At 64.3% G+C, this 22188-nt stretch carries 24 protein-coding genes; 9 read left to right on the forward strand and 15 right to left on the reverse strand.

All coding sequences use genetic code 11. The features are described from left to right. Positions 1-2 precede the first annotated feature (2 nt). Both F8237_RS20890 and rpsU read right to left on the reverse strand, forming a co-directional pair. Positions 3-653, reverse strand: coding sequence for a tetratricopeptide repeat protein (locus tag F8237_RS20890; RefSeq protein ID WP_151647503.1), 651 nt, complete (start codon positions 651-653; stop codon positions 3-5). Positions 654-795: 142 nt separating this feature from the next. Beyond that, positions 796-1104: a 30S ribosomal protein S21 gene (gene rpsU / locus F8237_RS20895; protein WP_014439827.1), complete on the reverse strand. Its 309-nt coding sequence runs from the start codon at positions 1102-1104 to the stop codon at positions 796-798. Between the two features lie 263 nt (positions 1105-1367). Between rpsU and aqpZ the strand changes: the two genes are divergently transcribed. Further along, a complete protein-coding gene (aqpZ, locus tag F8237_RS20900) occupies positions 1368-2090 on the forward strand; it encodes an aquaporin Z (protein ID WP_151647505.1) in 723 nt (240 codons plus the stop codon). A 35-nt stretch (positions 2091-2125) separates the two neighbouring features. Here aqpZ and F8237_RS20905 read toward each other — a convergent pair whose 3' ends face one another. Together F8237_RS20905 and purE are read right to left on the reverse strand one after the other, a co-directional pair. After that, positions 2126-3232: a 5-(carboxyamino)imidazole ribonucleotide synthase gene (locus tag F8237_RS20905; protein ID WP_151647507.1), complete on the reverse strand. Its 1107-nt coding sequence runs from the start codon at positions 3230-3232 to the stop codon at positions 2126-2128. Beyond that, complete coding sequence (gene purE / locus F8237_RS20910) at positions 3229-3717, reverse strand: 5-(carboxyamino)imidazole ribonucleotide mutase (RefSeq protein WP_151647509.1); 489 nt, start codon at positions 3715-3717, stop codon at positions 3229-3231. The genes F8237_RS20905 and purE overlap by 4 nt, the downstream gene beginning before the upstream one ends. A 141-nt stretch (positions 3718-3858) precedes the next feature. Between purE and F8237_RS20915 the strand changes: the two genes are divergently transcribed. Then, a complete protein-coding gene (locus tag F8237_RS20915; protein WP_162006149.1) occupies positions 3859-4584 on the forward strand; it encodes a GGDEF domain-containing protein in 726 nt (241 codons plus the stop codon). Positions 4585-4586: 2 nt separating this feature from the next. Here the strand turns inward: F8237_RS20915 and F8237_RS20920 are convergent, their stop codons facing one another. The 3 genes from F8237_RS20920 to F8237_RS20930 form a co-directional block, all read right to left on the reverse strand. Continuing rightward, complete coding sequence (locus tag F8237_RS20920; RefSeq protein WP_151647513.1) at positions 4587-4838, reverse strand: hypothetical protein; 252 nt, start codon at positions 4836-4838, stop codon at positions 4587-4589. Between the two features lie 23 nt (positions 4839-4861). Next, positions 4862-5074, reverse strand: coding sequence for a hypothetical protein (locus F8237_RS20925; protein ID WP_151647515.1), 213 nt, complete (start codon positions 5072-5074; stop codon positions 4862-4864). A 128-nt stretch (positions 5075-5202) separates the two neighbouring features. Beyond that, complete coding sequence (locus F8237_RS20930; protein ID WP_014439834.1) at positions 5203-5409, reverse strand: YdcH family protein; 207 nt, start codon at positions 5407-5409, stop codon at positions 5203-5205. Between the two features lie 328 nt (positions 5410-5737). Here F8237_RS20930 and F8237_RS20940 point away from each other — a divergent pair, with 328 nt between their 5' ends. Next, the gene (locus F8237_RS20940) at positions 5738-5920 is read left to right on the forward strand and encodes a YdcH family protein (protein WP_151647517.1); all 183 of its coding nucleotides are present in this window, start codon (positions 5738-5740) and stop codon (positions 5918-5920) included. A 114-nt stretch (positions 5921-6034) separates the two neighbouring features. Here F8237_RS20940 and F8237_RS20945 read toward each other — a convergent pair whose 3' ends face one another. Further along, positions 6035-7138 carry an NAD(P)/FAD-dependent oxidoreductase gene (locus tag F8237_RS20945; RefSeq protein ID WP_151647519.1) on the reverse strand — a complete coding sequence of 368 codons (1104 nt, stop codon included), beginning with the start codon at positions 7136-7138 and terminating at the stop codon, positions 6035-6037. Between the two features lie 205 nt (positions 7139-7343). Here F8237_RS20945 and F8237_RS20950 point away from each other — a divergent pair, with 205 nt between their 5' ends. Next, the gene (locus F8237_RS20950) at positions 7344-10028 is read left to right on the forward strand and encodes a sensor domain-containing protein (RefSeq protein ID WP_151647521.1); all 2685 of its coding nucleotides are present in this window, start codon (positions 7344-7346) and stop codon (positions 10026-10028) included. A 33-nt stretch (positions 10029-10061) separates the two neighbouring features. Then, positions 10062-11522: a glycerol-3-phosphate dehydrogenase gene (locus F8237_RS20955; RefSeq protein WP_151647523.1), complete on the forward strand. Its 1461-nt coding sequence runs from the start codon at positions 10062-10064 to the stop codon at positions 11520-11522. On the opposite strand, the gene F8237_RS20960 is transcribed toward F8237_RS20955, so the two are convergent. Continuing rightward, the gene (locus tag F8237_RS20960) at positions 11519-11872 is read right to left on the reverse strand and encodes a type II toxin-antitoxin system RelE/ParE family toxin (protein ID WP_244625937.1); all 354 of its coding nucleotides are present in this window, start codon (positions 11870-11872) and stop codon (positions 11519-11521) included. The genes F8237_RS20955 and F8237_RS20960 overlap by 4 nt on opposite strands. Positions 11873-12022: 150 nt before the next feature. Here F8237_RS20960 and F8237_RS20965 point away from each other — a divergent pair. Beyond that, positions 12023-12971 (forward strand): IS630 family transposase gene (locus tag F8237_RS20965; RefSeq protein WP_151650542.1). Its coding sequence is split into 2 segments (ribosomal slippage): positions 12023-12358 and positions 12360-12971, totalling 948 coding nucleotides; the frame shifts between segments, so codons are not numbered across the junction. On the opposite strand, the gene F8237_RS20970 is transcribed toward F8237_RS20965, so the two are convergent. Beyond that, positions 12950-13135, reverse strand: a complete 186-nt coding sequence (locus F8237_RS20970; protein WP_151647527.1) for a hypothetical protein — start codon at positions 13133-13135, stop codon at positions 12950-12952. The two genes, F8237_RS20965 and F8237_RS20970, sit on opposite strands and share 22 nt — an antisense overlap. 122 nt (positions 13136-13257) lie before the next feature. Here F8237_RS20970 and F8237_RS20975 point away from each other — a divergent pair, with 122 nt between their 5' ends. The 3 genes from F8237_RS20975 to F8237_RS20985 are packed head-to-tail and all read left to right on the forward strand — an operon-like array spanning position 13258 to position 16158. Beyond that, positions 13258-14430, forward strand: coding sequence for an ABC transporter ATP-binding protein (locus tag F8237_RS20975; protein WP_151647529.1), 1173 nt, complete (start codon positions 13258-13260; stop codon positions 14428-14430). Beyond that, positions 14427-15341, forward strand: coding sequence for an ABC transporter permease (locus tag F8237_RS20980; RefSeq protein ID WP_151647531.1), 915 nt, complete (start codon positions 14427-14429; stop codon positions 15339-15341). Before F8237_RS20975 ends, F8237_RS20980 begins: the two co-directional genes overlap by 4 nt. A gap of 4 nt (positions 15342-15345) precedes the next feature. Continuing rightward, entirely contained in the window at positions 15346-16158 is an 813-nt protein-coding gene (locus F8237_RS20985) for an ABC transporter permease (RefSeq protein WP_151647533.1), read from the forward strand. A 222-nt stretch (positions 16159-16380) separates the two neighbouring features. Here F8237_RS20985 and F8237_RS36935 read toward each other — a convergent pair whose 3' ends face one another. The 5 genes from F8237_RS36935 to F8237_RS21010 all read right to left on the reverse strand — a co-directional run bounded on the left by F8237_RS36935 (position 16381) and on the right by F8237_RS21010 (position 21973). Further along, complete coding sequence (locus F8237_RS36935) at positions 16381-16542, reverse strand: hypothetical protein (protein WP_244625938.1); 162 nt, start codon at positions 16540-16542, stop codon at positions 16381-16383. A gap of 113 nt (positions 16543-16655) precedes the next feature. Next, positions 16656-17522, reverse strand: coding sequence for a carbohydrate ABC transporter permease (locus F8237_RS20995; RefSeq protein ID WP_151647535.1), 867 nt, complete (start codon positions 17520-17522; stop codon positions 16656-16658). Then, positions 17519-18391 carry a carbohydrate ABC transporter permease gene (locus tag F8237_RS21000; RefSeq protein ID WP_151647537.1) on the reverse strand — a complete coding sequence of 291 codons (873 nt, stop codon included), beginning with the start codon at positions 18389-18391 and terminating at the stop codon, positions 17519-17521. The genes F8237_RS20995 and F8237_RS21000 overlap by 4 nt, the downstream gene beginning before the upstream one ends. Positions 18392-18488: 97 nt before the next feature. Continuing rightward, positions 18489-19874 carry an ABC transporter substrate-binding protein gene (locus F8237_RS21005; protein ID WP_151647539.1) on the reverse strand — a complete coding sequence of 462 codons (1386 nt, stop codon included), beginning with the start codon at positions 19872-19874 and terminating at the stop codon, positions 18489-18491. A gap of 206 nt (positions 19875-20080) precedes the next feature. Further along, positions 20081-21973, reverse strand: a complete 1893-nt coding sequence (locus F8237_RS21010; RefSeq protein WP_151647541.1) for an AsmA family protein — start codon at positions 21971-21973, stop codon at positions 20081-20083. Positions 21974-22188: the final 215 nt, after the last annotated feature.

Here is a 22188-nt window from a genome sequence, read left to right on the forward strand (position 1 = left end):
TGTCAGCCGCCGACGCGGGCTAGGCCGCTGCGGGCGGCATCGTCACGTGGACGCAGGGCGACCGCCTTGTTGTAGGACGCCGACGCCTTGGCCTTGTCGCCCAGCCGTTCATAGGCCTGTCCCCGTGTGGTCCAGACCTGGGCATTGTGCGGATCGGCCTCGGAGGCCTCATCGAGATCGGCCGCCGCTTCCTTGACCTTGCCGATCGCGAGATAGCTGGTGGCGCGGCCGAGCAGCGGCTCGACCTTTTGCGGATTGAGGCCGTTTGCGGCGCTGAAATCGGCGATGGCGAAGTTGTGCTCGTTGTTGCCCTGATAGATCAGGGCGCGGCCATAGAGCGCCTGCGCGTTATAGGGATCGAGCGCGACGGCACGGTTGAACTCGTCGAGCGCGCTGGCCGTCTCCCCCGCCTTCGCCAGGGTCTGGCCCTTTGCGGTGTGAGCCTGGGCCTCGGTGACATTGCCGGCACTGACGGCACTCTCCGGGGCGGCAGCCGCCTTGGGCGCTTCCTGCGGCTTTTCCTTCTCCGGCATCAGTGATCCCAGGTCGAAGGAGCAGCCGCACAGCGCGATCCCCATCAGGGTCAGCGTCAGCGGCTGGCGCCAGATCCGGCGGTGCCGCGCCAGGCCGCGCTTGGGGAAAGGGGAGACCATCTACGGTTCGCTCGCGCGTTGGTGCCGCATCTGTAGTGCCCCGTCCCAGAAAGGCACCGCTACAAAATAATAACGCGGGCCCGGGGCCCGCGTCATTGGAAACTAGAATCCTGGAAAACTCAGCCTTGCAATTCCGGCAGGATCAGCGCGGTCCGCGCGGACCAGCACCAGCGCCTGCACCGGGGCCACCGCGACCGCCACGATCACCGCCGGGGCCAGCGCCGAACACCGGCTTCGGCTTCATCGGCAGCAGGCCTTCACGCTGCAGCTTCTTGCGGGCCAGCTTGCGCGCGCGGCGCACGGCTTCGGCCTTTTCGCGGGCCTTCTTCTCGGAGGGCTTCTCGTAGTGACCGCGGAGCTTCATCTCGCGGAAAATACCCTCGCGCTGCATCTTCTTCTTCAGCGCCTTGAGGGCTTGGTCGACATTGTTATCGCGAACGAGAACCTGCACGCGGCATCCTCTTCAGTGGATCGGTTTTGAATTCTGGTAAGACAAAGGGGATGGCAAAAAGCGCAAGCCCTTAACCTTGAGGGCGCGGATGTATCAGACAAAACCCCTGATGTCCACCGGCCAAGCGCGATTTCGGGCCAAGTTCAGCCACTAAATGGGGTGAAAATACGCCTGTGCAGCCCCGATCTGGGTGGTTTGGCGCCAAGGACGGGCTGTTCCCGGACGCCGTGCGCCGGCAACCAGAAAATCAGGGGAGACGCCACATGGATATGAAGAAATATGCTGCCGAGGCCATCGGCACATTCTGGCTCACATTCGCAGGCTGCGGCAGCGCGGTGATCGCGGCCGGCTTTCCGCAGGTCGGGATCGGCCTCGCCGGTGTGTCCCTGGCGTTCGGCTTGAGCGTCGTCACCATGGCCTATGCGATCGGACACATTTCGGGCTGCCATCTCAACCCGGCTGTCACCGTTGGGCTCGCCGCCGGCGGGCGCTTTCCGACAGGGCAGATCCTGCCTTACGTGATCGCGCAGGTCTGTGGCGCCATCGTCGCCGCCGAGCTGCTCTATGTGATCGCAAGCGGTGCGCCCGGCTTCGACGTCACCAAGGGTTTTGCGTCGAATGGCTACGATATGCATTCGCCCGGCCAGTACAGCATGGTCGTCTGCTTCGTCACCGAGGTGGTGATGACCATGATGTTCCTGTTCATCATCATGGGCTCAACCCACGGCCGCGCGCCCGTGGGCTTTGCCCCACTGGCGATCGGGCTCGCGCTGGTGATGATCCATCTCGTCAGCATTCCCGTCACCAACACATCGGTGAACCCGGCGCGCAGCACGGGTCCCGCTCTGTTCGTCGGCGGCTGGGCGCTGTCGCAGCTCTGGCTGTTCTGGATCGCGCCGCTGATCGGCGGCGCGCTGGGCGGGGTGATCTATCGCTGGCTCAGCGAAGAGCCCGCGGGCGTCGTCGCAGGCGTGAAGACGGCTTAGTCGCAGGCGGGGTAGCGGCATGCGCCGCGGTCCCTTCACCTGCCCTTCGTCGGCCTGACTTCGGTGACGTGGCCCATCTTGCGGCCGGGGCGCGGCGCGCCCTTGCCGTAGATGTGCACGGTCGCGCCAGGGACCGTCAGCCACTTCTCGTAGTCGTTGATCTCGTCGCCGATCAGGTTGGTCATGGTGACGATCTCACCGTGACGTACCGCCTTGCCGAGCGGCCAGCCGGCGATGGCGCGGATATGCTGCTCGAATTGCGAGACCGAGGCGCCGTCGAGCGTCCAGTGTCCGGAATTGTGCACGCGCGGGGCGATCTCGTTGACCAGCACCTTCGGCCCGGTGCCATTCGCCAGCACGAACATCTCGACGGCGAGCACGCCGACATAGTCGAGCGCGTTCGCGATCTTGCCGGCGATGCTGCGCGCTTCGTCCGCGAGGGTGTCCGGAATCTGCGCGGGCGCGCGCGAGATTTTCAGAATGTGGTCGCGGTGCTCGTTCTCGGTGACGTCGAAGCACTCGACCTGGCCCGACGCCGAGCGTGCGGCGATCACGGAAATCTCGCGCTCGTACGGGACGAAGGCTTCGAGGATCGCCGATTTGGTGGCGAGGCTGGTCCAGACCTTGGCGATGTCGTCGCCCTCGCGAATGATGGCCTGGCCCTTGCCGTCATAGCCGAAGCGGCGGGTCTTCAGCACGGCGGGGAGGCCGATCTTGACGATCGCCTCGCGCAACGAGGAGACTGACGTAACGTCGGCATAGGCGGCGGTGCCGATGCCGAGCCGCGTCACGAAATCCTTCTCGGCGAGTCGGTCCTGGGTGGTCTCGAGGATCTTGCGGTTGGGCAGCACCGGGCGGCGCGCATCCAGCACCATCGCGGCGGCGGACGGCACGTTCTCGAATTCGTAGGTGATGACGTCGACGTCGTTGGCGAACAATTCCAGTGCCTCGACGTCGGCATATTCGGCGCAGGTCGCGTTCAGGACGACGTCGAAGGCAGGGGAGTCCGGATCGGGCGAGAACACCTGGCAGCGCAGGCCCAGTCGCGCCGCGGCCATCGCCAGCATCCGCCCCAATTGTCCGCCGCCAAGGATTCCGATGGTGTCGCCGGGCTTCAGCTTCACCTGCTTGCTGTCGGTCACGCCTTGTCCTCCGGGCGCTCGGCAACCGCCTCGGTCTGCGCCTTTCGCCAGGCGGCAAGACGGTCGGACAGCGCCGGGTCGGACAGCGCCAGCACGGCCGCGGCAAGCAGCGCCGCGTTGATCGCACCTGCCTTGCCGATGGCGAGGGTGCCGACCGGGATGCCTGCGGGCATCTGCACGATCGAATAGAGCGAATCGATACCCTTGAGCGTCCTGGATTCGACGGGAACGCCAAGCACCGGCAGTTCCGTCAGTGCCGCTGCCATGCCGGGCAAATGGGCAGCGCCGCCGGCGCCCGCGATGATGACCTTGAAACCTGCCGCCTTGGCGCCCTTGGCGAAGGCGAACAGCCGGTCGGGGGTGCGGTGTGCCGAAACGATGCGAGTCTCGGCGGCAATGCCCAGTGCTGCAAGCGTGTCGGCGGCGTGCCGCATCGTCTCCCAGTCCGACTGGCTTCCCATAATGATGGCGATCGGCGCGGTCATGACGTCAATTGTGCTCGGAAAACAGAAAGATAGGCCAGATTAAAGGTTCCGGCCGGTGGCTCGCAAGGCGGTGGCAAGGAGAAGGGAATGCACTATCCTGTCTTGGTGAATCCCCGCAAGCCTTCATTGAGCAGGATGCCCATGAAGAAACCTACAAGGGCGAGCGCTGCGAAGGCCAAAAAGGGCCGGAAGACCAGCGCCAGCCGATCCAAAGCCGTTCCCGAACGGTTGGCCAAACCTCCGGCGAAGCGTCCGGCCAAGCCGTCCCGGCGCGGGGCGTCGGCGGCCGCCGACACCAAGGCGACCATCCGCGGCTTGCGGAGCAAGCTCAAGGAGGCGCAGCGGCGAGTCACGGAACTGGAAGCCGCGGCCGACACCGATTTCCTGCTGGAGATTCCGAACCGGCGCGGTTTCGAGCGCGAGCTGAGGCGCGCCATCGCCTACATGAAGCGCTATCGCGCCAGCGGCGCCCTGATCGTGCTCGACGTCGATCGGCTGAAGCCGATCAACGATTCCTTTGGCCATGCTGCCGGGGATGAGGTGCTCAAGGCGATCGCGGCCGCGCTGACGCGGCAGATCCGCGCTTCCGACGTGGTCGGCCGGCTCGGCGGCGACGAGTTCGCGCTGCTGCTGTGGAACCTCAGCGAGACCGATGCCAAGGCGAAGGCCGCGATCTTCGAACAGGCGATCGACGATCTGTCGTTCACCTTTCGCGGCCAGCACGTGACCGCGGGCGCGTCCGCCGGTGTCGCGCTATTGGGCGCGCACTCCGATGCGGGCCGCGCGCTGGAAGAAGCGGATGCGGCCATGTATGTGCGCAAGGCGCACCGGAGGCACGAGCCGCGGATCAGGCTCGTCAGCAGCTGACTTTACAGTGTCGCGAGGTCTTCCGGCACGTTGCCGAATTTGCGCAGCAGCGTGGCGTCGCCGAATTCGCCGGTCATGGGATCGCCGCTGCGGCTGAATGCGACCGCGCCGATATGGCCCGCACCGCGCGACAAAATTTCGGCACGCCGCAACGCGGCCGTCGAGCTCTGGCATTCCTCGGCAGCGCCCGCGACAGGCGATCCGTCGGCATCGATCAGGAAAGGCATTGCAACGTAGTAGGTCACATCCGACATGGCGTTGCTCCCGGTATCAAAACTTAAGCGGCGCTGCTCCGCATCTTGCTGCGCGAGGTCTCCGGAATGCAGCCGGCTGAAATCGCCGCCCGCAATTCCTCGAGCTCGGCCTCCAGATATTCGTTGGCCATGATCAGCGCCTTGATGGTGCTGCGCAGATTGCCGTCGCACATCGCGATCGCCTGATCGCAGGCCTGCTCATAATGGCTGTTGTCGAGAAGGGCGGTTGCCGGCATCTGCGTTGTCCTTGTGAGTTTTCTTGGCGCTTCCTAGGGGCGTTGATCTGTTCAAATGTTCCTATTTTGTTCTTTTGGAGTCAAGCGGATTCCTGGTACGGCGAGCTGCCGCGCAAATCGCCTGTGGATCAGGCGATGATGTCCGGCGTGATCTGGTCTTCGATGAACTGGATACGGTCGCGCAACAACAGCTTGCGCTTCTTCAACCGCTGTAACCGCAATAGGTCGGGGGCAGGCGATTGATGCAGTGCATCGATCGCCGCATCGAGATCTCGGTGTTCCTGCTGCAACCGGGTGAGCTCGGCTTCGAGCTCACGCTCGTCTTCATTGGTCATGTCTGCGGTGGCCGAAAAACCGATGGCGTGAGATGAAGGCTGTGGATGCCCTGTGGAAATTATCGTCCTTGCGCGCCGTGATCGCAAGCGATCTCGGACCGTCGCTCACCAATCTCTCGCAAGATAGTTCAACGATTCGCCGCGGCGCTACACAACCGTATTGATATCATGAATTTTTTCCCGCACGGTTCCTTACTCACGCTTCGTTACATATGAATTTTCAAAAATGACACTGCGACAACGGATACCCATCGACAGAACGAATCGGTGATGTACACTTCCTCGTCCGGATCGAATCCAAGGTTCACCCCTACCGAGGAGGTTTCGAATGACAATTCAGGCACATCTGGTTGAATTGGAACGGAAGCACCAAACTCTCGAACACGAATTGCACGAAGCTCTCGTGCACCTTTCAACAGACGACCTGCAAATTGTTGAGTTGAAGCGCCGAAAATTGATGGTCAAGGACCAGATCGAGCGTCTGAGGCACACCGGCGACACGCTCCACTAGTAACCCCCCATAACAGCGTAGAGTTTGACCGTACCCTTTCAGGCAGGGGTGAGAGCTATTGCGCTCATCCCTGCTGCAGGGCGCATATGCAGCGCGACGATGTTTGCGCGGCGCTTAGATTTGCGCGAGCTCGGCGACGTGGTCCGCGATCGCGAGCGACGACGTCAGTCCCGGCGATTCGATTCCGAACAGGTTGACCAGGCCTTCGACGCCATGATCGCGCGGGCCCTGCATCAGGAAATCCTGCGTGGCCACCGCCGGCGGCACGATCTTCGGGCGAATGCCCGAATAGCTCGGCATCAGCGCGCCATGGGGCAGCGTCGGCCAGTATTTTCGGATCGCCGGATAGAACCGCTCGGCGCGTGATGGATCGACCTCGTAATCGATCGTCTCGATCCACTCGACGTCGGGGCCGAAACGCGCCTGTCCCGCCATGTCCAGCGTCAGATGCACGCCGAGCCCGCCGGGCTCGGGCACCGGATAGATCAGGCGCGAGAACGGCGCCCTGGCGTTGCAGCTGAAGTAGTTTCCCTTGGCGAGATAGGCCGGCGGAATCCGGTCGATCGGCATGCCGTCGATGTGGCGCGCCACGTTCGTTGCCGAGAGCCCGGCGGCATTGACGAGCAGGTCGCATTGCAGCGTCATCGGTGCTTCGCCGCCCGCCTCGACCTCGATGACGCCGCCAACCGCCTTGGCGCGGATCAGCGGGGTGTGAAACGCGAAGGCGGCGCCGGCGGCCTCGGCTTCGCCTCGCAGCGAGAGCATGTAGGCATGGCTGTCGATGATGCCGGTCGACGGCGAGAGCAGCGCTGCGTCGCAGGCGAGCGCCGGCTCCAGCGCGCGTGCAGCTTCGCCCGCGAGCAGTTGCATGTCGAGCACCCCATTGGCCTCGGCATGCGCCTTGATCGATTGCAGCTTCTCGGTCTCTTTCGGGTTGGTCGCGACGATCAGCTTGCCGCAATTCCTGTGCGGGATGCCGCGCTCGCCGCAGTAGCGGTACAGCGCGTGCTTGCCGTCGACGCACATGCGCGCCATCCAGCTTCCGGCGCGGTAGTAGATGCCGGCATGAATCACCTCGCTGTTGCGCGAGGAGGTGATGGTGCCGATGGCCTCGGCCTCCTCGAGCACGATCACCTCGCGCCCGGCCTGGGCGAGCTTTCGAGCCACCGCGAGCCCGACCACGCCGGCTCCGATGACGACGCAGTCGACCCTATCCATGATTGTGCAGAAGGCTCGCTGGAGGGGCCGGTCGTATCGGGTTGCCGGGGAAACGGGCCGTGCGGCGATTTTCCATTAAGGAAGCATTTATCATGTCAGGGCAATTGCCGTATTTCGCGTCACATTTTTCTGTTGCACGTACAGGCGTTTACCCGATCCAAACCGGCGAGGCCAGACAATCCGACGTTGAAATCGCGGGTGGCTGATGGCTGAGAAGAACTGGCACGTGGGCAGCACGCTACTGATTGCTGTGCAGGCCGTCATGTGCCTGGCCGGCGCGGTCGCGCCTGCGCGTGCCTTTGCGCTATCGGACAGCCTGGCCGCGCCGAGCTCTTTCGACAAGCTCGATCCCAACGTGATCTGGGAAGCCCTGATCGGCGGCATCGTCGTCTGCGCGCTGCTGGCCGCGATCGCGCTGTGGATCCATTCCTCGCTGCGCCGGACCAGGCGGTCGCAACTGCGCCGCAGCGCGTTCATCTCCTCGGCCATGAACAATCTCAACCAGGGCGTGGTGATGACGGATGCGCAGCGGCGCATCATGTTCTGCAACGACCGCTATCTCGAGATCTACGGCCTGTCGCGCTCGGATCTGTGGACCGGCATGTCCGGCCACGACATCCTCGAGTTGCGGCGCAAGCGCGGCGTTCTCGGCGTCTCCGACGAGGATTTCTACGAGAAGGCGGCAAGCCCCAACGGCCTGATCACCGAGCTGCCGAATGGCCACGCCATCCTGGTGAAATATTTCGTGCTGCCGAACGGCGGCTCGGTCGCGACCCATCTCGACGTCAGCGAGGAGCGCAGGCTGTCGCGGCAACTCGCCTCGACCAAGCAGTTCCTGGAATCGGTGCTCGACAACGTCCCGGTCTGCGTCGCCGCGAAGAGTATCGAGGACGGCCGCTATATCTTCGCCAATCGCGCCTTCGAGCGCTTCTCGCGCCTGTCGCGCGATCGCATCATCGGCAATCGCGCCGACGAGATCTTCCGTCCCGCGACGGCGAAGAGCATCGAGGCGGCGGACCGCGCCGCGCTGGCATCGTCGGACGGCCAGTTCCGCAACGAATTCAATGTCGAACGCGGTTCCGACAAGCGTATGCTGTCCTCGGTTCGCGTCGTTGCCCGCAACGAGGCGAACCAGCCCGAGTTCCTGATCGCGGTGTTCGAGGACATCACCGACCGCCGTTCGCTGTCACAGGAGCTGGAGAGCACGAAGAAATTCCTGGAGCTCGTGGTCGACAACATCCCGGTGGCGCTGATCGTGGAGCAGGTCAAGGACGGCCGCTATCTGCTCGCCAACCGCAGCGCGGAGACGATCCTCAACCGAAGGCGCGAGGAGGCGACCGGCCTGACCGCCTCCGACATCTTCAATGCCAAGGAAGCCAAGCTGATCATCGCGCGCGACGAAGCCGCGATCAAGAAGCGCGGGATGATCTCCGAGGAGCATCCGATCTCGACCAAGGCCGGGCTGCGCCTGTTCCTCACTCGCCGCGCCACCGTGCTCGATGATGCCGGCGAGCCGCAATATCTGATCAAGACCCACGAGGACGTCACCGACCGCCGGCAGACCGAGTCGCGCATGGCGCACATGGCCTATCATGACGGCCTCACCGACCTGCCGAACCGCGCGGCGTTCCTGCAGGCGCTGAACCAGATGATCGAGGCTTGCGAGGGCACCGGCGAGGAATTCGCGGTCCTCTCGATCGACCTCGACGGCCTCAAGGAAGTCAACGACGTGTTCGGCCATGCGCTCGGCGACAAGCTGCTGATCGAGGTCGCCCAGCGTCTCCAGAACGTCGCGCGCGGCGGCCTGGTGGCGCGCCTGTCCGGCGACGAGTTCGGGCTCATCATTGACGGCAAGCAGCCGGAAGCGGGCCTTGCGCTGGCTCAGCATGTCGGCGAGGCCGTCACCCAGGAATTCCAGATCGACGGCCGGGCGGTTCGCGCCGGCGTCACCACCGGCATGTCGATCTTCCCGCACAATGGCGCCGACGGCGCCTCGCTGCTCGCCAATGCCGGTGCGGCGCTGTTCCGCGCCAAGCAGAAGTCGCGCGGCACGATCAGCCTCTACCAGCCGGAGATGGACCAGCAGATCCGCGACCGCCGCGTGCTGCATCAGGACCTGTCGAACGCGATCAAGAACGGCGAGCTCTCGCTGGCCTTCCAGCCGCAGGGCATCGCGCGCCACAGTGTCGCCGAGAGCGACATCATCGGCTTCGAGGCGCTGGCGCGCTGGCAGCATCCGGTGCGCGGCCAGGTCTCACCGGCCGACTTCATCCCGATCGCCGAGGAGAGCGGCCTGATCGTCGAGATGGGCGAGTGGATCCTGCGCCAGGCCTGCCGCGAGGCGGCGTCCTGGCCGAAACCGCTCCAGGTCGCGGTCAATCTGTCGCCGGCGCAGTTCATGCACGGCGACGTGGTCGGGCTGGTGCATGCGATCCTGCTCGAGACCGGGCTTTCGCCCGGCCGGCTCGAGCTCGAAATCACCGAGGGCGTGCTGATCGAGGATTTCGACCGGGGCCTCGCACTGCTGCGCCGGCTGAAGGCGCTCGGCGTGCGGATCTCCATGGACGATTTCGGCAGCGGCTATTCCTCGCTGAGCTATCTCCAGGCGTTCCCGTTCGACAAGATCAAGATCGACCGCGCCTTCATCATCAATCTCGGCCGCAATCCGCAATCGGCCGCGATCGTGCGCGCCGTGATCGATCTCGGCCACGGCCTCGACATGTCGATCGTCGCGGAGGGTGTCGAGACGGTTGACCAGCTTACCTTCCTCGCCCGGGAGGGCTGCGACGGCGTGCAGGGCTACCTGCTCGGCAAGCCGCTGCCGATCGGGAAATATGCCGGCCTTGTCGGCCGCGCCGAGACGATGGAGCTTGCGCTCAAGACCGGCTAATGATGGAGCGCTTCGCTCCCATTCGACGGCTTCATGGCGGATTACGACCTCGCGATCATCGGTGGCGGTCTGAACGGTGTCAGCCTCGCCCGCGATGCGGCTGGCCGCGGCCTGCGCGTCATCCTGCTGGAGCAGGGCGATCTCGGCGGCGCCGCGTCGTCGGCGACGCCGCGGCTGATCCATGGCGATCTGTCCGTGCTGGAGCGCCGCGGTTTCCGGCGGGTGCGCCGGGCGCTGGCCGAGCGCCGGACCTGGCTCCGGATCGCGCCGCATCTGGTGCGGCCGATGCGGTTCGTGATCCCCGCCCATTCCGAGGAACGCCCGCCCTGGCTGCTGCGCGCCGGTCTGTTCGTCTATGACAGCCTGACGAGCCGGAGCGGGCTGCCTGTGACGGCCACCCTCGACATCACACATCATCCGGTCGGCAATGCGCTGAAACGTCCGTTCGGAACGGCTTTCGAATATTCGGACTGCGTCGTCGACGATTCCCGTCTGGTGGTGCTCACGGCGCTCGACGCGGCCGAACGTGGCGCGGTGATCCGGACCGGGGCGCGCTGTGTGCGCGCCGATCGAACCGACACCTGGCGGCTCGCGGTGGTCGACCGCGGCCATCGCCACACGATCACGGCGCGGGCGCTGGCCAACGCCACTGGCGGCTGGACCTCGATGGTCGCGCAGACCGTGCTGCGGCAGCCGCAGCCTGCAATGGCGGCCATGCAGATGAGCCAGATCGTCGTGCCCAGGCTGTTCGAGCATGACCACGTCTACGTCTTCCAGAACAGCGATGGACGGCTGATCTTCGCGTCCAGCTTCGCGCGCGACTTCACGCTGATCGGGACCGTCACGCATGATTTCACCGGCGATCCCGCGATCGTGGCGGTGCCGGGGGCCGACGTCAGCTATCTCTGCGACGCGGCCAGCCGCTATTTCCGCGAGCGTGTCGCACCGACCGACGTGGTGCGCGCGGTCTCCGGCGTCAACCTGACGCTGGCGTCCGCACGCCGGCGCGACGGTACCACGCTGTTCCACGCGCGCCGGCGCAAGGCGCCGCTGATCACGATGTTCGGCGGCGACGTCACGACGTCACGCCTGCGCGCGGAACGGGCCGTGACGCGGTTGACGCCGTTCTATCCGATGTCGCCGCGCTGGACCGCCGGTGCGGCGCTGCCCGGCGGCGATTTTGCCTGGGACCGTTTCGACACCGAAGTCGATCTCGCCCGCGACCGCTGGCGTTTTCTGTCGGAGTCAGAGGCGCAGCGCCTGGTCGCGGCCTACGGCTCGCGGCTATTGGTGGTGCTCGGCGAGGCGAAGACGCGCGAAGAGCTGGGCCCCGCCTTCGGGCCTGAGCTGACCGGCGCCGAAGTGCGCTATCTGATGGCCTGCGAATGGGCGCGCTTTCCCGAGGATATCCTGTGGCGCCGCTCCAAGCTCGGCCTGACCATGCCCGGGGCGGACCGGGATGCGCTTGCGGCGTTCATGGCGGGTGTGAACTAGACCGGGTCGCGCGCGCAGGGCATGCCTCCAGGATCGCGAGCTCCGTGGCGGATGGCGTGGATGATGATCTCTTGGTTGCCTATTTCGAAGAAGATGAGGAACGGGTGCGGAGTTGTGGTCAACCTCCGGATATCCGGATCGTCGGTCCGCAGACCAATCTCGGGCTGGACCAGCAGCAGAGCGATTACGTCCCGAATCCGCCTTTGGACGCGTTCCGCTCCCTGCGGAGACGTTGCTGAAATGTAGGTTAGAATAGAATCAAGATCGGCCAGCGCCGGAAGTGTGTAGCGATATTCACAGGCCGTGTTTGGCCCAAGTCGCCTGGACTTGAGCTTCGGTCGCAAATTCACCTCGCACAGCCGCCTCTCTAGAGCCTTTCCCGCTCCGATGGAATCGGAGCGGGGCTCTAGAGCGGTTCACAGATTTATTGAATCGGAAGAGATTCCGGATCAGGGGCGAATATGATTCAAGATGCTGGCTGGGCTGGAGGCCAGCATCCGATGGTCCGACCAATTTCCAACGATTTGCGTGAGCGCGCAGTCTCCGCTGTGACCAAAGGTGAGAGCTGCCGATCTGTGGCGGAACGGTTTGGAGTTGCGGTCTCTTCAGTTGTGAAGTGGTCACAGCGTTATCGAACGACCGGCTCGGTAGCGCCTGGCAAGATGGGCGGTCACCGCAAGCCCGTGCTTGATTCGCACCGCGCCTTCATCGTCGAGCGGATCACTCAGACGCCGCACCTGACGCTGCATGGTCTGAAGGCGGAGCTGGCATCCCGCGGGGTCAAGGTCTCGCACAACGCAGTCTGGCTGTTCCTGCGCCGAGAAGGGCTGCGGTTCAAAAAAAACACTGTTCGCCCTCGAACAGGCGCGCGCCGACGTCTCTCATAGACGCCAGCGTTGGCGATCCTGGCAGGCCGGACTTGATGCTGGCCGGCTGGTCTTCATCGACGAGACCTGGATCAAGACCAACATGGCCCCCTTGCGGGGCTGGGGGCCCAAAGGGGCCCGCCTGCGCGGCTTCGCCCCGCACGGGCACTGGCGTACCCTCACATTCCTCGGCGCGCTCCGCCATGACCAACTCACGGCACCCTGCGTCTTCGACGGGCCGATCAACGGCGAATGCTTCTGCGCTTATGTGAAGCATGTCCTCCTGCCAACGCTGCGCGAAGGCGACATCGTCATTCTCGACAATCTCGGAAGCCACAAGTCGAAAGTTGTCAGACAGATGATCAAGGCCGCTGGCGCCAGGCTCTGGTACCTGCCGCCATACTCGCCCGACCTCAACCCGATCGAACAGGCCTTCTCCAAGATCAAACACTGGATGCGACAGGCTCAGAAGCGCACCATCGAGGATACTTGGCGCCACATCGGTCACCTCGTCCAGGACATCCAACCACGTGAATGCGCCAACTACTTTGCTAACGCCGGTTACGCTTCAATAAAAACGTGAAACGCTCTAGATGCGGCAATTGCCGACCTCTCGTCATCCGATAGGATGACGGCCGAGGTTGCATTCGCGCCAGCGAGCTGCAGCACGATCCGTGCAATGTCGTCCTGCGCGTCCGAGGGCAGGCTGCGTGCGATTTCTAGAGCCTGATCGGGCAACTTGGTCATGTCTTGATCATACGCCTCTTGGCGTCAGGTATGAAGGCCAATTTGGCACGATCCGTTCCGAACCGGTTGAGCAAAGCACGATCGGCCGCTAGCGTGCGGCGGAATCGGGGTTGGCGGAGACCATGACTGACGAGTTGCCCAAAACAGGCGCTGCAGCCTTTGTGGCCGGCGGAGAAAAGCATCCTCCAGCCGGCCAGCCGCTGCTGCGCATCGAGGGCGTCGCCAAGACCTTTGGCACCTTCCGCGCGGTGGACGGCGTTTCGCTCGACGTCAAGGCCGGCGAGTTCTTTGCGCTGCTCGGGCCCAGCGGCTGCGGCAAGACGACGCTGCTGCGCATGCTCGCCGGCTTCGAGGCGCCGGACGAAGGGCGCATTCTGCTCGGCGGCCAGGACATCGCGCAGGCGTTGCCGCACGAGCGCCCGATCAACATGATGTTCCAGAACTATGCGCTGTTCCCGCATCTGTCGGTGCGCGACAACATCGCCTTCGGCCTGAAACGCGCCGGCATGGCGCGTGCCGACATCGCCACGCGCGTGGCCGAGATGGTCGCGCTGGTGAAGCTCGAGGGGCTGGAGAAGCGCAAGCCCGACCAGCTTTCCGGCGGCCAGCGCCAGCGCGTGGCGCTGGCGCGGGCACTGGCACGCCGGCCGCAACTGCTGTTGCTCGACGAGCCGCTCGCCGCGCTCGACAAGAAGCTGCGTGAGAGCACGCAGGGCGAACTGATGGAGCTGCAGCGCCGGCTCGGCATGACCTTCATCATCGTCACCCACGACCAGGAGGAGGCCATGACGATGGCGAGCCGGATCGGGGTGATGAAGGCCGGAAAGCTGGCTCAGGTCGCAAGCCCGCGCGAGCTCTACGAGGCGCCGCGCTCGCGCTGGATCGCGGAGTTCGTCGGCGACATCAACCTGTTCGACGGCGAGTCCAAATTACGCGACGGCCATCGCCTGGTCATCGGCACGCGCGACGCGGGTTCGCTGGTGGTGGCCGAGCCGCGCGAACCGGTCGGCGGTGGAAAATTGTCGGTCGCGATCCGCCCCGAAAAGGTCAAGCTGTCGCGCCGCGGCCCGGTGAGCGAGGCCGGTCATGAGACGGCGATCAACCGGCTCGACGGCGTGATCGCCGACATCTGCTATCTCGGCGGCACCACCACCTACAAGGTGAAGCTCGATACCGGCGGGATGGTGCAGGCATCCGTCGCCAACAGCGCGAGCCTCGATGTCGATGCCTACAGCCTGAACCAGCATGTCGTCGCCTGGTTCGCGCCCGACGACTGCATGGTGCTGACGTCATGAGCTCTCGCCGCATCTTCGCGCGGCCGGCGCGCTTTGCCGCGATCGCGCCCTATGTCTGGATGGTGCTGTTCTTCCTGGTGCCGTTCGGCTTCGTGCTGAAGATCAGCCTGTCGCAAACGGCGATCGCGCAGCCGCCTTACGAGCCGGTGTTCGACTTGACGGCGGGGTGGGCAGCGCTGAAGGTGGCGCTCTCCGCGCTATCGCTCGACAATTTCAGGCTGCTCGCCTCCGACGACATCTACGTGTTCGCCTATGTGCGCAGCCTCACCGTCGCCGTCACGGCGACCGCGCTGTTGCTGCTGATCGGCTATCCCATCGCCTATGGCATGGCGCGGCTGCCGACGCGCTGGCAGGCGGTGGCGATGGTGCTGGTGATCGTGCCGTTCTGGACCTCGTTCCTGATCCGCATCTACGCCTGGATCAACATCCTCCAGCATGACGGCCTGCTCAACCAGATCCTGCTGGCGCTGCATCTGGTGAGCCAGCCGGTGGTGTGGCTCTCTACCGACAGCGCGATGTATATCGGCATCGTCTATTCTTATCTGCCGTTCATGATCCTGCCGCTCTACGCCACGCTCGCGAAAATGGAGCCAGTGCTGGATGAGGCGGCTTCCGATCTCGGCGCGCCGCCCTGGCAGGTATTCTGGCTGGTCACCTTTCCGCTGTCGCTGCCCGGCGTCGGCGCGGGCGTGCTGCTGTGCTTCATCCCGATCGTCGGCGAGTTCGTGATCCCGGATCTCCTGGCCGGCTCCAATTCGCTGATGATCGGCCAGACCCTGTGGCTCGAATTCTTCACCAACAAGGACTGGCCGGTCGCCTCCGCCGCGGCGATCGTGCTGCTGGCGGTGCTGCTGGTGCCGCTGCTGCTGTACGAGCGGCTGCAGAAGCGGCAACTGGAACAGGGACGTTGAGTCGATGCGCAAGTCCTCGCGTCTGTCCCGCTTCAACATCGTCTCGCTCACGCTCGGGCTGGCATTCCTTTATCTGCCGATCCTGATCCTCGTCATCTATTCCTTCAACGCCTCGCGGCTGGTGACGGTGTGGGGCGGCTGGTCGCTGCGCTGGTATCACGAGTTCTTCAACGACCGCGCCATGATCGAGGCGGCCTGGATGAGCCTCGAGGTCGCGATGTCCTCCGCGACCATTGCCACGCTGCTCGGCACGCTCGCCGCGGTAGCATTGTCGCGCGGCGAGCGGTTTCGCGGCCGCACGCTGTTCTCCGGCATGCTCTACGCGCCGCTGGTGATGCCGGAGGTGATCACCGGACTGTCGCTGCTGCTGCTGTTCGTGGCGCTGAACGCCGAGCGCGGCTTCTGGACGGTGACGATCGCCCACACCACCCTGACGATGTGCTTCGTCGCGGTGGTCGTGCAGTCGCGCCTCGGCTCGCTCGACCGGTCGCTGGAGGAGGCCGCGATGGACCTCGGCTGCAACCCGGTTCGCGCGTTCGTAGCCGTGACGCTGCCGCTGATCGCACCTAGCATCGTCGCCGGCTGGATGCTGGCCTTCACGCTGTCGCTCGACGATCTCGTGATCGCGAGCTTCACCACCGGCCCGGGCTCGGCGACCTTGCCGATCCGGATCTATTCGGAGGTGCGGTTAGGGGTGAAACCCGAGATCAACGCGATCTGCACGCTCGTGATCGGCCTGATCGCGATGGTGATCGTCATCGCCTCGCTCGCTTCGAAACTGTCGAGTGAGCAGGGCGAGAGCGCGGCGCCGCTGTAGCCGTTCGGCCGAGATACCACGCGCGAGTCGCCCCTTGTACCGCGGCGCCGAGCTGGCGTAGCGCGAGGCTGTCGAGCGGGAACTCGAGCAGGATGTGGATCAGGCTCAGCGCCAGCAGAAAGGTGAAGCCGAACCCATAGTCGTAGAAATAAAGCGCGGTGGAGGCGGCGCTGGCGGCGGCCATCGCCGCCAGCCGGGCCTTCGGTACCGCGGTCCAGCGGATCACGTCGGCTTTGATGAACCAGTTGAGGTAGTGATCTCGGTGAAGTAATGCGCCGGGCCGAGCACGACATAGGCCAGCAGCAACAGCTCGAACGGCACCAGATAGGCCGCCGCGAGCGCCAGCAGCATCAGGTCGAGATGGATCGCGTCGTTGCCGCGCATGATGACGAGCCCCTCAACAGGGCTTCGAGATTAGAGCAGGCGTGGACAACCCGCAATTGTCCACGTCGTCGCCCGAACGTCCCGCTTGCGGTGGCCCGCTGCGTCCTGCCGTGTCAGGACTTCACTGCACCCGCCGTGAGACCGCCCACCATGTAGCGGCGGAAGGCGTAGTAGATCGCGGCCGGCGGCAGCGCATAGATGAAGCCCGTCGTCATCAACAGCTCCCACGGCGAGTCGTCGGCGGCGAGGAAGTTGCCGAGCGCGACGGGAAGCGTGATCTCGCGGTCGTTCGACAGCAGCAGGAACGCATAGAGGTATTCGTTCCAGGCCAGCAGCACCGCATAGGTGCCGATCGCGACCAGTGAGGGCATCATCAGCGGCAGATAGACCAGGCGGAAGATCTGCAGCGTGGTGGCGCCGTCCATCACGGCGGCCTCGTCCAGCTCGACCGGCAGTTTGTCGGAGGCCTGCTTGAGCACCCAGATCGCGTAGGGGCTGGCGATCGTCACCATGGCCAGGATCAGCGACCAGTGATTGTTGAGCAGGCCGTAATTGCCCATGGTGCGGTACATCGGCACGGCGAGGAACGCCGCGGGGATGAAATAAGTGAAGAGCGCAAGGTTCATCACCACGCGTCCGCCGGGCACGCGCAGCCGCGAGATCGAGAATGCCGCGGCCGTGGCGATGACCAATGTCAGCACGCCGACGGCTGCGGCGATCACCAGCGAATTCCAGAACTGCGCATAGAAGTCGCGCAGGAAGTAGTGCTGCTGCTTGAACACGATCTCGAAGTTGTGCAGCGTCGGATGTTCCGGCCAGAGCTTGCCCGAGAACGCGTCTTCCTTCGGCGAGATCGCGAACAGGAACATGTGATAGATCGGTATCATCGTCCACAGGAAGACGGGAATGCCGATCAGCAGCAGCCGCGTTTCAGTCGCGACGTCACGCCAGGAAAATTCGTTCAACCCGGGAAGCTTCATCGCGACAGCCGTTTCATCATGAAGTACATGAGCGGCGCGACGAACGGAATCGCGCACACGATGGAGGCCATCGCGAGCGAAAGCTGGTCGAGCCGGAGATAGCGGATACCCAGCGTCGACAGCACATGCGTGAGGTCGGCAGGTCCCCCGCCAGTGAGCAGATAGACGCTGTTGAAATCGCCGAGCGTCCAGATCATCGAGAGCAGCGTGCAGGTGATATAGAGCGTCTGCATCGACGGCCAGGTAATGAAGCGGAATTTCTGCCACCAACTCGCGCCGTCGACTTCGGCCGCCTCGAATAGATCTTGCGCAATCGCAAGCCGGCCAGTCATCAGGATCAGCGTCCAGAACGGGAGCGACTTCCAGATGTGCACGCCGATCGCCATGGTGAGCGCCACGGTCGGGTCGTTCAGCCAGTTCGGGCCGTCATCGCCGGTGAGGGAGAAGATGAGGTGATTGACCACGCCCCATTCCGGATTGAACATGAAACGCACGGACAGGATGGTCGGGATCGACGGCACCGCCCAGGGCAGGATGAAGATCACCGAGAGCCATCTGATCCAGGTGCGCTGCTGGGCGAAGAAGCCGGATAGGAACAGCGCGATCAGCATCTTGATGTTGATGCCGATGACCAGGAAAATCAGCGTGTTGACCGCGGCCCGCGCGAAGATCGGATCGTTATAGAGCGCGACGTAATTCGACGGCGCCCGCGCCAGCCACAGTCCGTAGCAGACGGGATAGACCACGAAAGCGAGGAAAACGAGCAGATAGGGCGCGAGCAGCGCGATGCCCCAGACCTGCCCTGGGGTCAGCCGCGACGACAAGGGCGGTGCGGGGATCGACTGATCGCCAGAGAGCGTGATCGCCATTCTTCAGGACTCTTTGAAAGGACCGCCGGCCGCACGAGGCGGCCGGTGTTAGCGTTTCGCCTCTCCTCGCGCTAGCGAGGAGAGGAAGAGAGGGACCTTAGCCTGCAACCTGCTTGATGCGGGCGATCAGCTCGTCGACGGCCTTGTCGACCGGAACCTTCTCGCTGACGACCCGGTTCATCGCCTTGGCCCAGACGTTCTCGTTGTTGAGGATCGTGAACTTCCAGTTCTTGGTGAAGTCGAACGCAGCGGTGCCGCCGGTGAACTGGGCATAGACCGCCTTGCGATGCTTGTCGGCCTGCCAGAACGGGCTTTCCTGGCTTGCCTTCGTCACCGGGAACCAGCGGCCGAGCGCGCCCTCGATATAGGGGCGAACATTCTCTTCCTGGAGCAGGAAGCTGATGAACTGCTTGGCCTCGGCCTTGTTCTTGGCCGCGGTGAAGACCAGCCCGGTCTTGACGTCGGAGCGATAGCGGATGGTCGAACCATCCGGTGCCTTCGGGAAGGACGCGGTGATGATGTCCTGCTCATAGGCCTTCTTGCCGGCGTCGCGCTGCTCCTGGGTCAGGGCCTGGTTCTGCGAGTCCTCGTACCACTTCGCCGCGATCGAGATCGTGAAGTTGTGGGTCATCACGATGGTCTTGTTGTGGAAGGCGACGTTGTTGTCCGGATCCTTCCAGGTCGTGGAGGAGGGCGGCGTGCAGCCCTTGATATAGGTGTCGGTGTAGTCCTTCAGCGCGTGAATCAGGCCGTCGCGGACCTTGGGATCGTCGACCAGCAGCTTGCCGTCGTCATCGACGAGCTTGACGTGATACGCGTCCATGAAGGTATAGAACGACTGGAAGGCGTCGGTGGATTCCACGCCCATCGGCTGTCCGACAGCATAGATTCGCTGGCCGGTGGCTTTACGGATCCCCGGCTGCACCTTGTCGCACCAGAACGTCCAGTAGCCCGCCCAGTCGGTCGGGATGTCGCTCTGCTTGAAGCCCGCCTTTTCCAGCATGTCGTTCCAGATCTGGACGTGCATGCTCTGCTGCTTCAGCGGGAAGCCGTAATAGGCCCTCTTCTTGGTGACGTCGTTGTAGAGGATCGACGCATCCAGCGTGTTCTGCACGAACCGATCCTTGATCGGCCCCATGACATCGGAGAGGTCCTCGAGCTTGCCCTCATAGGCCCACTTGCCCTGCGCCTGCACGTCGTAGCTGTCGGAATAGGCGACGTCGGGCACGGTGCCGGCGTCGAGCGCGGCGACGGTCTTCGGAATCATGTCCTGGATCGCGTACTGCGACAATTCGACCTTGATGCCGGTCTTGGCTTCGAACTTCTTGATCGTCTCGAGCAATGCGTCGTCTTCGGAGCGGTAGAAGCCCTTGCCCCACCAGACCGTGATCGTCTTTTGCTGCGCAAATGCGGGTGCAGCGGCTCCGAACAGCCCGGCCGCAGCGACCGCCAGTGATACTGCGCCAATAATCTTGGATTTCACGTTTTTCTCCCTCAAGCCGCCGGTGTTTTAACCGGTCGGAAAAAACACTAGCGCAGGATGGTAGCGCAATCAACGCATCTTGTCGGACCTGGGTCGTGGGGTGTCGGGTCCGAGGAGATGCTTAACGTGCGCATCGATCCAATCGCCGCATCAATTCGCCCGCATCAATTCGCAGCTGATCGGGCCGCATCGGACGATCGCCGTCCTCAGTTGGACTTCGCGTTCTCTTTGGCGTTGTCCGCCGTCGGCGATCCATCCTGCGCGGGACGCTTGCCGCTACCGGTGATGCGCTGCTTCAGAAGGTCGAGGAAAGGTGTAGCCGCGGGCGACTGGCGGATCAGGGCTTCGGGGTCGGGGAAGATCAGGGGATCGTCCCATGGACCCTGCACCATGAAGGGCAATTGGAAGCCGGATGTCGTGTTCAGGCTTGCCACGCCTTTCATGTCGTATTCGCGGGTCGGCACCGAGGCGGTGCCGGTCAGCGTGATCTTCGCAGCCGGCCCTTCGATGCGGATGTCTTCGGCGGTCGCGACCCCGTCGGAGAATTTGAGCGCGACGGTGAGGCTGTCGTAAGGGGTCGAGCCGTTGCGGAAATTGCCGCCGCCCGACAGCGGCCGCCGCTCCAGCCGCTTCAGGAGCTGCTCGGCATTGAAGCCCGATATCGCACCGTCATGTCCGGTCACGGTGGCGGTGCCGTCGAGCGACTGCACGAGGCCGAACGGGCTCGAGCCGGAGGCGAGAAGCGAGACGTTGATGTTGCCGCGACCGGACAGCTTGCTGAGCCCGAACAGTTCGGAAGCGCAGGCCTGCAGATCGACGTCGATGAACTGGAATTGCGCCTTGACGTCGGCGACGGTATCGGAGCGCGCGATGCCGAACGAGCCTTTGGCGATGCCGCCATAGACCTGGGCTTCGCCGACCGAGAGCGCCAGCGTGCCGTTGCGCAAATTGGCGCCGATCGCGGTGCGGCCGAGCTTGGTGGGCCCGACCGTCAGCTTGGCTGCCGACAGGCGCATGTCGAGGTCGGTGGTCGACAATCCGTTGAGATCGAACAGCTGCCTGTTCCAGTCGCGCGCACCGCTGGCGAGCAGGCGGAAGGTCGAGATGTAGGGCGTGAAATCGAGCGCGTCGGCGGCAAGCGTCGCCTGCAGCGTCTGCCGGCCGTTATTGGCGTAGGTCATCACGCCTTCCGCCGTGTTGCCGTCGAGCTCGACATTGACGTTGGTGAGCGCGATCGAGGGCCCGACGACATTGGCGCGTGCCTTCAGCGCGAAGCGGCCGAAGCCGCCGCTGCCGGGCTGCGGTTGGCCGGTCCAGCGCAGCGCGTTGCGCAGGGACGGGCTGTCGATCGTGACCGTGCCTTCCATCATCGGGCTGGTGCGGTTGGCGACGCTGCCGTCGAAGGCGAGCTTGAGCGGGGCGCTGGCGATACGCGCCTTCAGGCCGGAGCGGTCGCCGGAGAGGGCGGCGACGAAATCGGAGAAGCTGATCGAGCCGTCGACGCGCTCGCCGCGCCAGTCGAACTGTCCGGTCGCGGCGAAGGAGCGCGAGATCGAGGGCCAGGCCAGCGACAGGTCGACGTCCTCGAACTTCTCGGTGGCGTGGGTGGCGGCGTCCTCGTAGTTGAGCACGCCGTCCTGGATCCTGATCTCGGAGAACGACACCTGGTTGTCGGCGCCGGGCTTCATGGTGCGTGCGATGGTCTGGATGAACGGCGTCCAGTTGCTGTCGCCGTCCGGCTTCAGGCTGACATGGATGCGCGGCCGCAGCAGCGTGAGGTCGGCGATCTCGAACCGTTGCAGCAGCAGCGGCAGCAGCCGCAGGTTTGCGGTGAGCACGTCGACATGGAGCGCGGGGTCGCCGGTGCCGCCGCCCTTCAGCCCGACGTCATGAAAGGAGATGTAGCTCGCCGGCAGCACCGAGATGTCGATCGCGCCGGCAACATTGAGCTCGAGCCCGGTAACCTCGCGGATCTGCACTTCCACCGCCCTGCGCAACGCGTCGCGGTTGATGAGCCAGGAGGTCGCGATCAGGGCGATCAGCGCGACGCCGAGCAGCGCCGCGATCGGCGTCCCGAGGCGCTTCATTCCTTGGGCCATGGTCAATGGCGTGTCCTGATCGGGTTGGTCGTTGGAGCCAGAAGGGCGGGCGGGAAACCTGCGCGCCCCACGCCCAACCCCCGCAACTTGATGGGTTTTCTTGTCGCTTTCAAGGCCGCGGACGGTTCTGCCCACTGCATGGGCAGCTTCTAGCACCGGCTCGCGGAACGGAGAACCCGTATCATTGACGGCTTTGGAGGATTTCGCCTAATAAT

It is taken from the genome of Bradyrhizobium betae (assembly GCF_008932115.1).
In the GTDB taxonomy this organism is placed as follows: Bacteria; Pseudomonadota; Alphaproteobacteria; order Rhizobiales; family Xanthobacteraceae; genus Bradyrhizobium; species Bradyrhizobium betae.

What these genes read in the sequence shown, in the direction of transcription:
- F8237_RS20925 (WP_151647515.1), bottom strand. Translation starts at nt 5,074, where the DNA reads ATGCCGGCAACCGCCCTTCTCGACAACAGCCATTATGAGCAGGCCTGC.
- F8237_RS20995 (WP_151647535.1), bottom strand. Translation starts at nt 17,522, where the DNA reads ATGAAGCTTCCCGGGTTGAACGAATTTTCCTGGCGTGACGTCGCGACT.
- F8237_RS20940 (WP_151647517.1), top strand. Translation starts at nt 5,738, where the DNA reads ATGACAATTCAGGCACATCTGGTTGAATTGGAACGGAAGCACCAAACT.
- F8237_RS20890 (WP_151647503.1), bottom strand. Translation starts at nt 653, where the DNA reads ATGGTCTCCCCTTTCCCCAAGCGCGGCCTGGCGCGGCACCGCCGGATC.
- F8237_RS20955 (WP_151647523.1), top strand. Translation starts at nt 10,062, where the DNA reads ATGGCGGATTACGACCTCGCGATCATCGGTGGCGGTCTGAACGGTGTC.
- F8237_RS20980 (WP_151647531.1), top strand. Translation starts at nt 14,427, where the DNA reads ATGAGCTCTCGCCGCATCTTCGCGCGGCCGGCGCGCTTTGCCGCGATC.
- F8237_RS20915 (WP_162006149.1), top strand. Translation starts at nt 3,859, where the DNA reads ATGAAGAAACCTACAAGGGCGAGCGCTGCGAAGGCCAAAAAGGGCCGG.
- F8237_RS20930 (WP_014439834.1), bottom strand. Translation starts at nt 5,409, where the DNA reads ATGACCAATGAAGACGAGCGTGAGCTCGAAGCCGAGCTCACCCGGTTG.
- F8237_RS20970 (WP_151647527.1), bottom strand. Translation starts at nt 13,135, where the DNA reads ATGACCAAGTTGCCCGATCAGGCTCTAGAAATCGCACGCAGCCTGCCC.
- F8237_RS20920 (WP_151647513.1), bottom strand. Translation starts at nt 4,838, where the DNA reads ATGTCGGATGTGACCTACTACGTTGCAATGCCTTTCCTGATCGATGCC.
- aqpZ (WP_151647505.1), top strand. Translation starts at nt 1,368, where the DNA reads ATGGATATGAAGAAATATGCTGCCGAGGCCATCGGCACATTCTGGCTC.
- F8237_RS36935 (WP_244625938.1), bottom strand. Translation starts at nt 16,542, where the DNA reads ATGCGCGGCAACGACGCGATCCATCTCGACCTGATGCTGCTGGCGCTC.
- F8237_RS20950 (WP_151647521.1), top strand. Translation starts at nt 7,344, where the DNA reads ATGGCTGAGAAGAACTGGCACGTGGGCAGCACGCTACTGATTGCTGTG.
- F8237_RS20945 (WP_151647519.1), bottom strand. Translation starts at nt 7,138, where the DNA reads ATGGATAGGGTCGACTGCGTCGTCATCGGAGCCGGCGTGGTCGGGCTC.
- purE (WP_151647509.1), bottom strand. Translation starts at nt 3,717, where the DNA reads ATGACCGCGCCGATCGCCATCATTATGGGAAGCCAGTCGGACTGGGAG.
- F8237_RS20985 (WP_151647533.1), top strand. Translation starts at nt 15,346, where the DNA reads ATGCGCAAGTCCTCGCGTCTGTCCCGCTTCAACATCGTCTCGCTCACG.
- F8237_RS20975 (WP_151647529.1), top strand. Translation starts at nt 13,258, where the DNA reads ATGACTGACGAGTTGCCCAAAACAGGCGCTGCAGCCTTTGTGGCCGGC.
- F8237_RS21010 (WP_151647541.1), bottom strand. Translation starts at nt 21,973, where the DNA reads ATGGCCCAAGGAATGAAGCGCCTCGGGACGCCGATCGCGGCGCTGCTC.
- F8237_RS21000 (WP_151647537.1), bottom strand. Translation starts at nt 18,391, where the DNA reads ATGGCGATCACGCTCTCTGGCGATCAGTCGATCCCCGCACCGCCCTTG.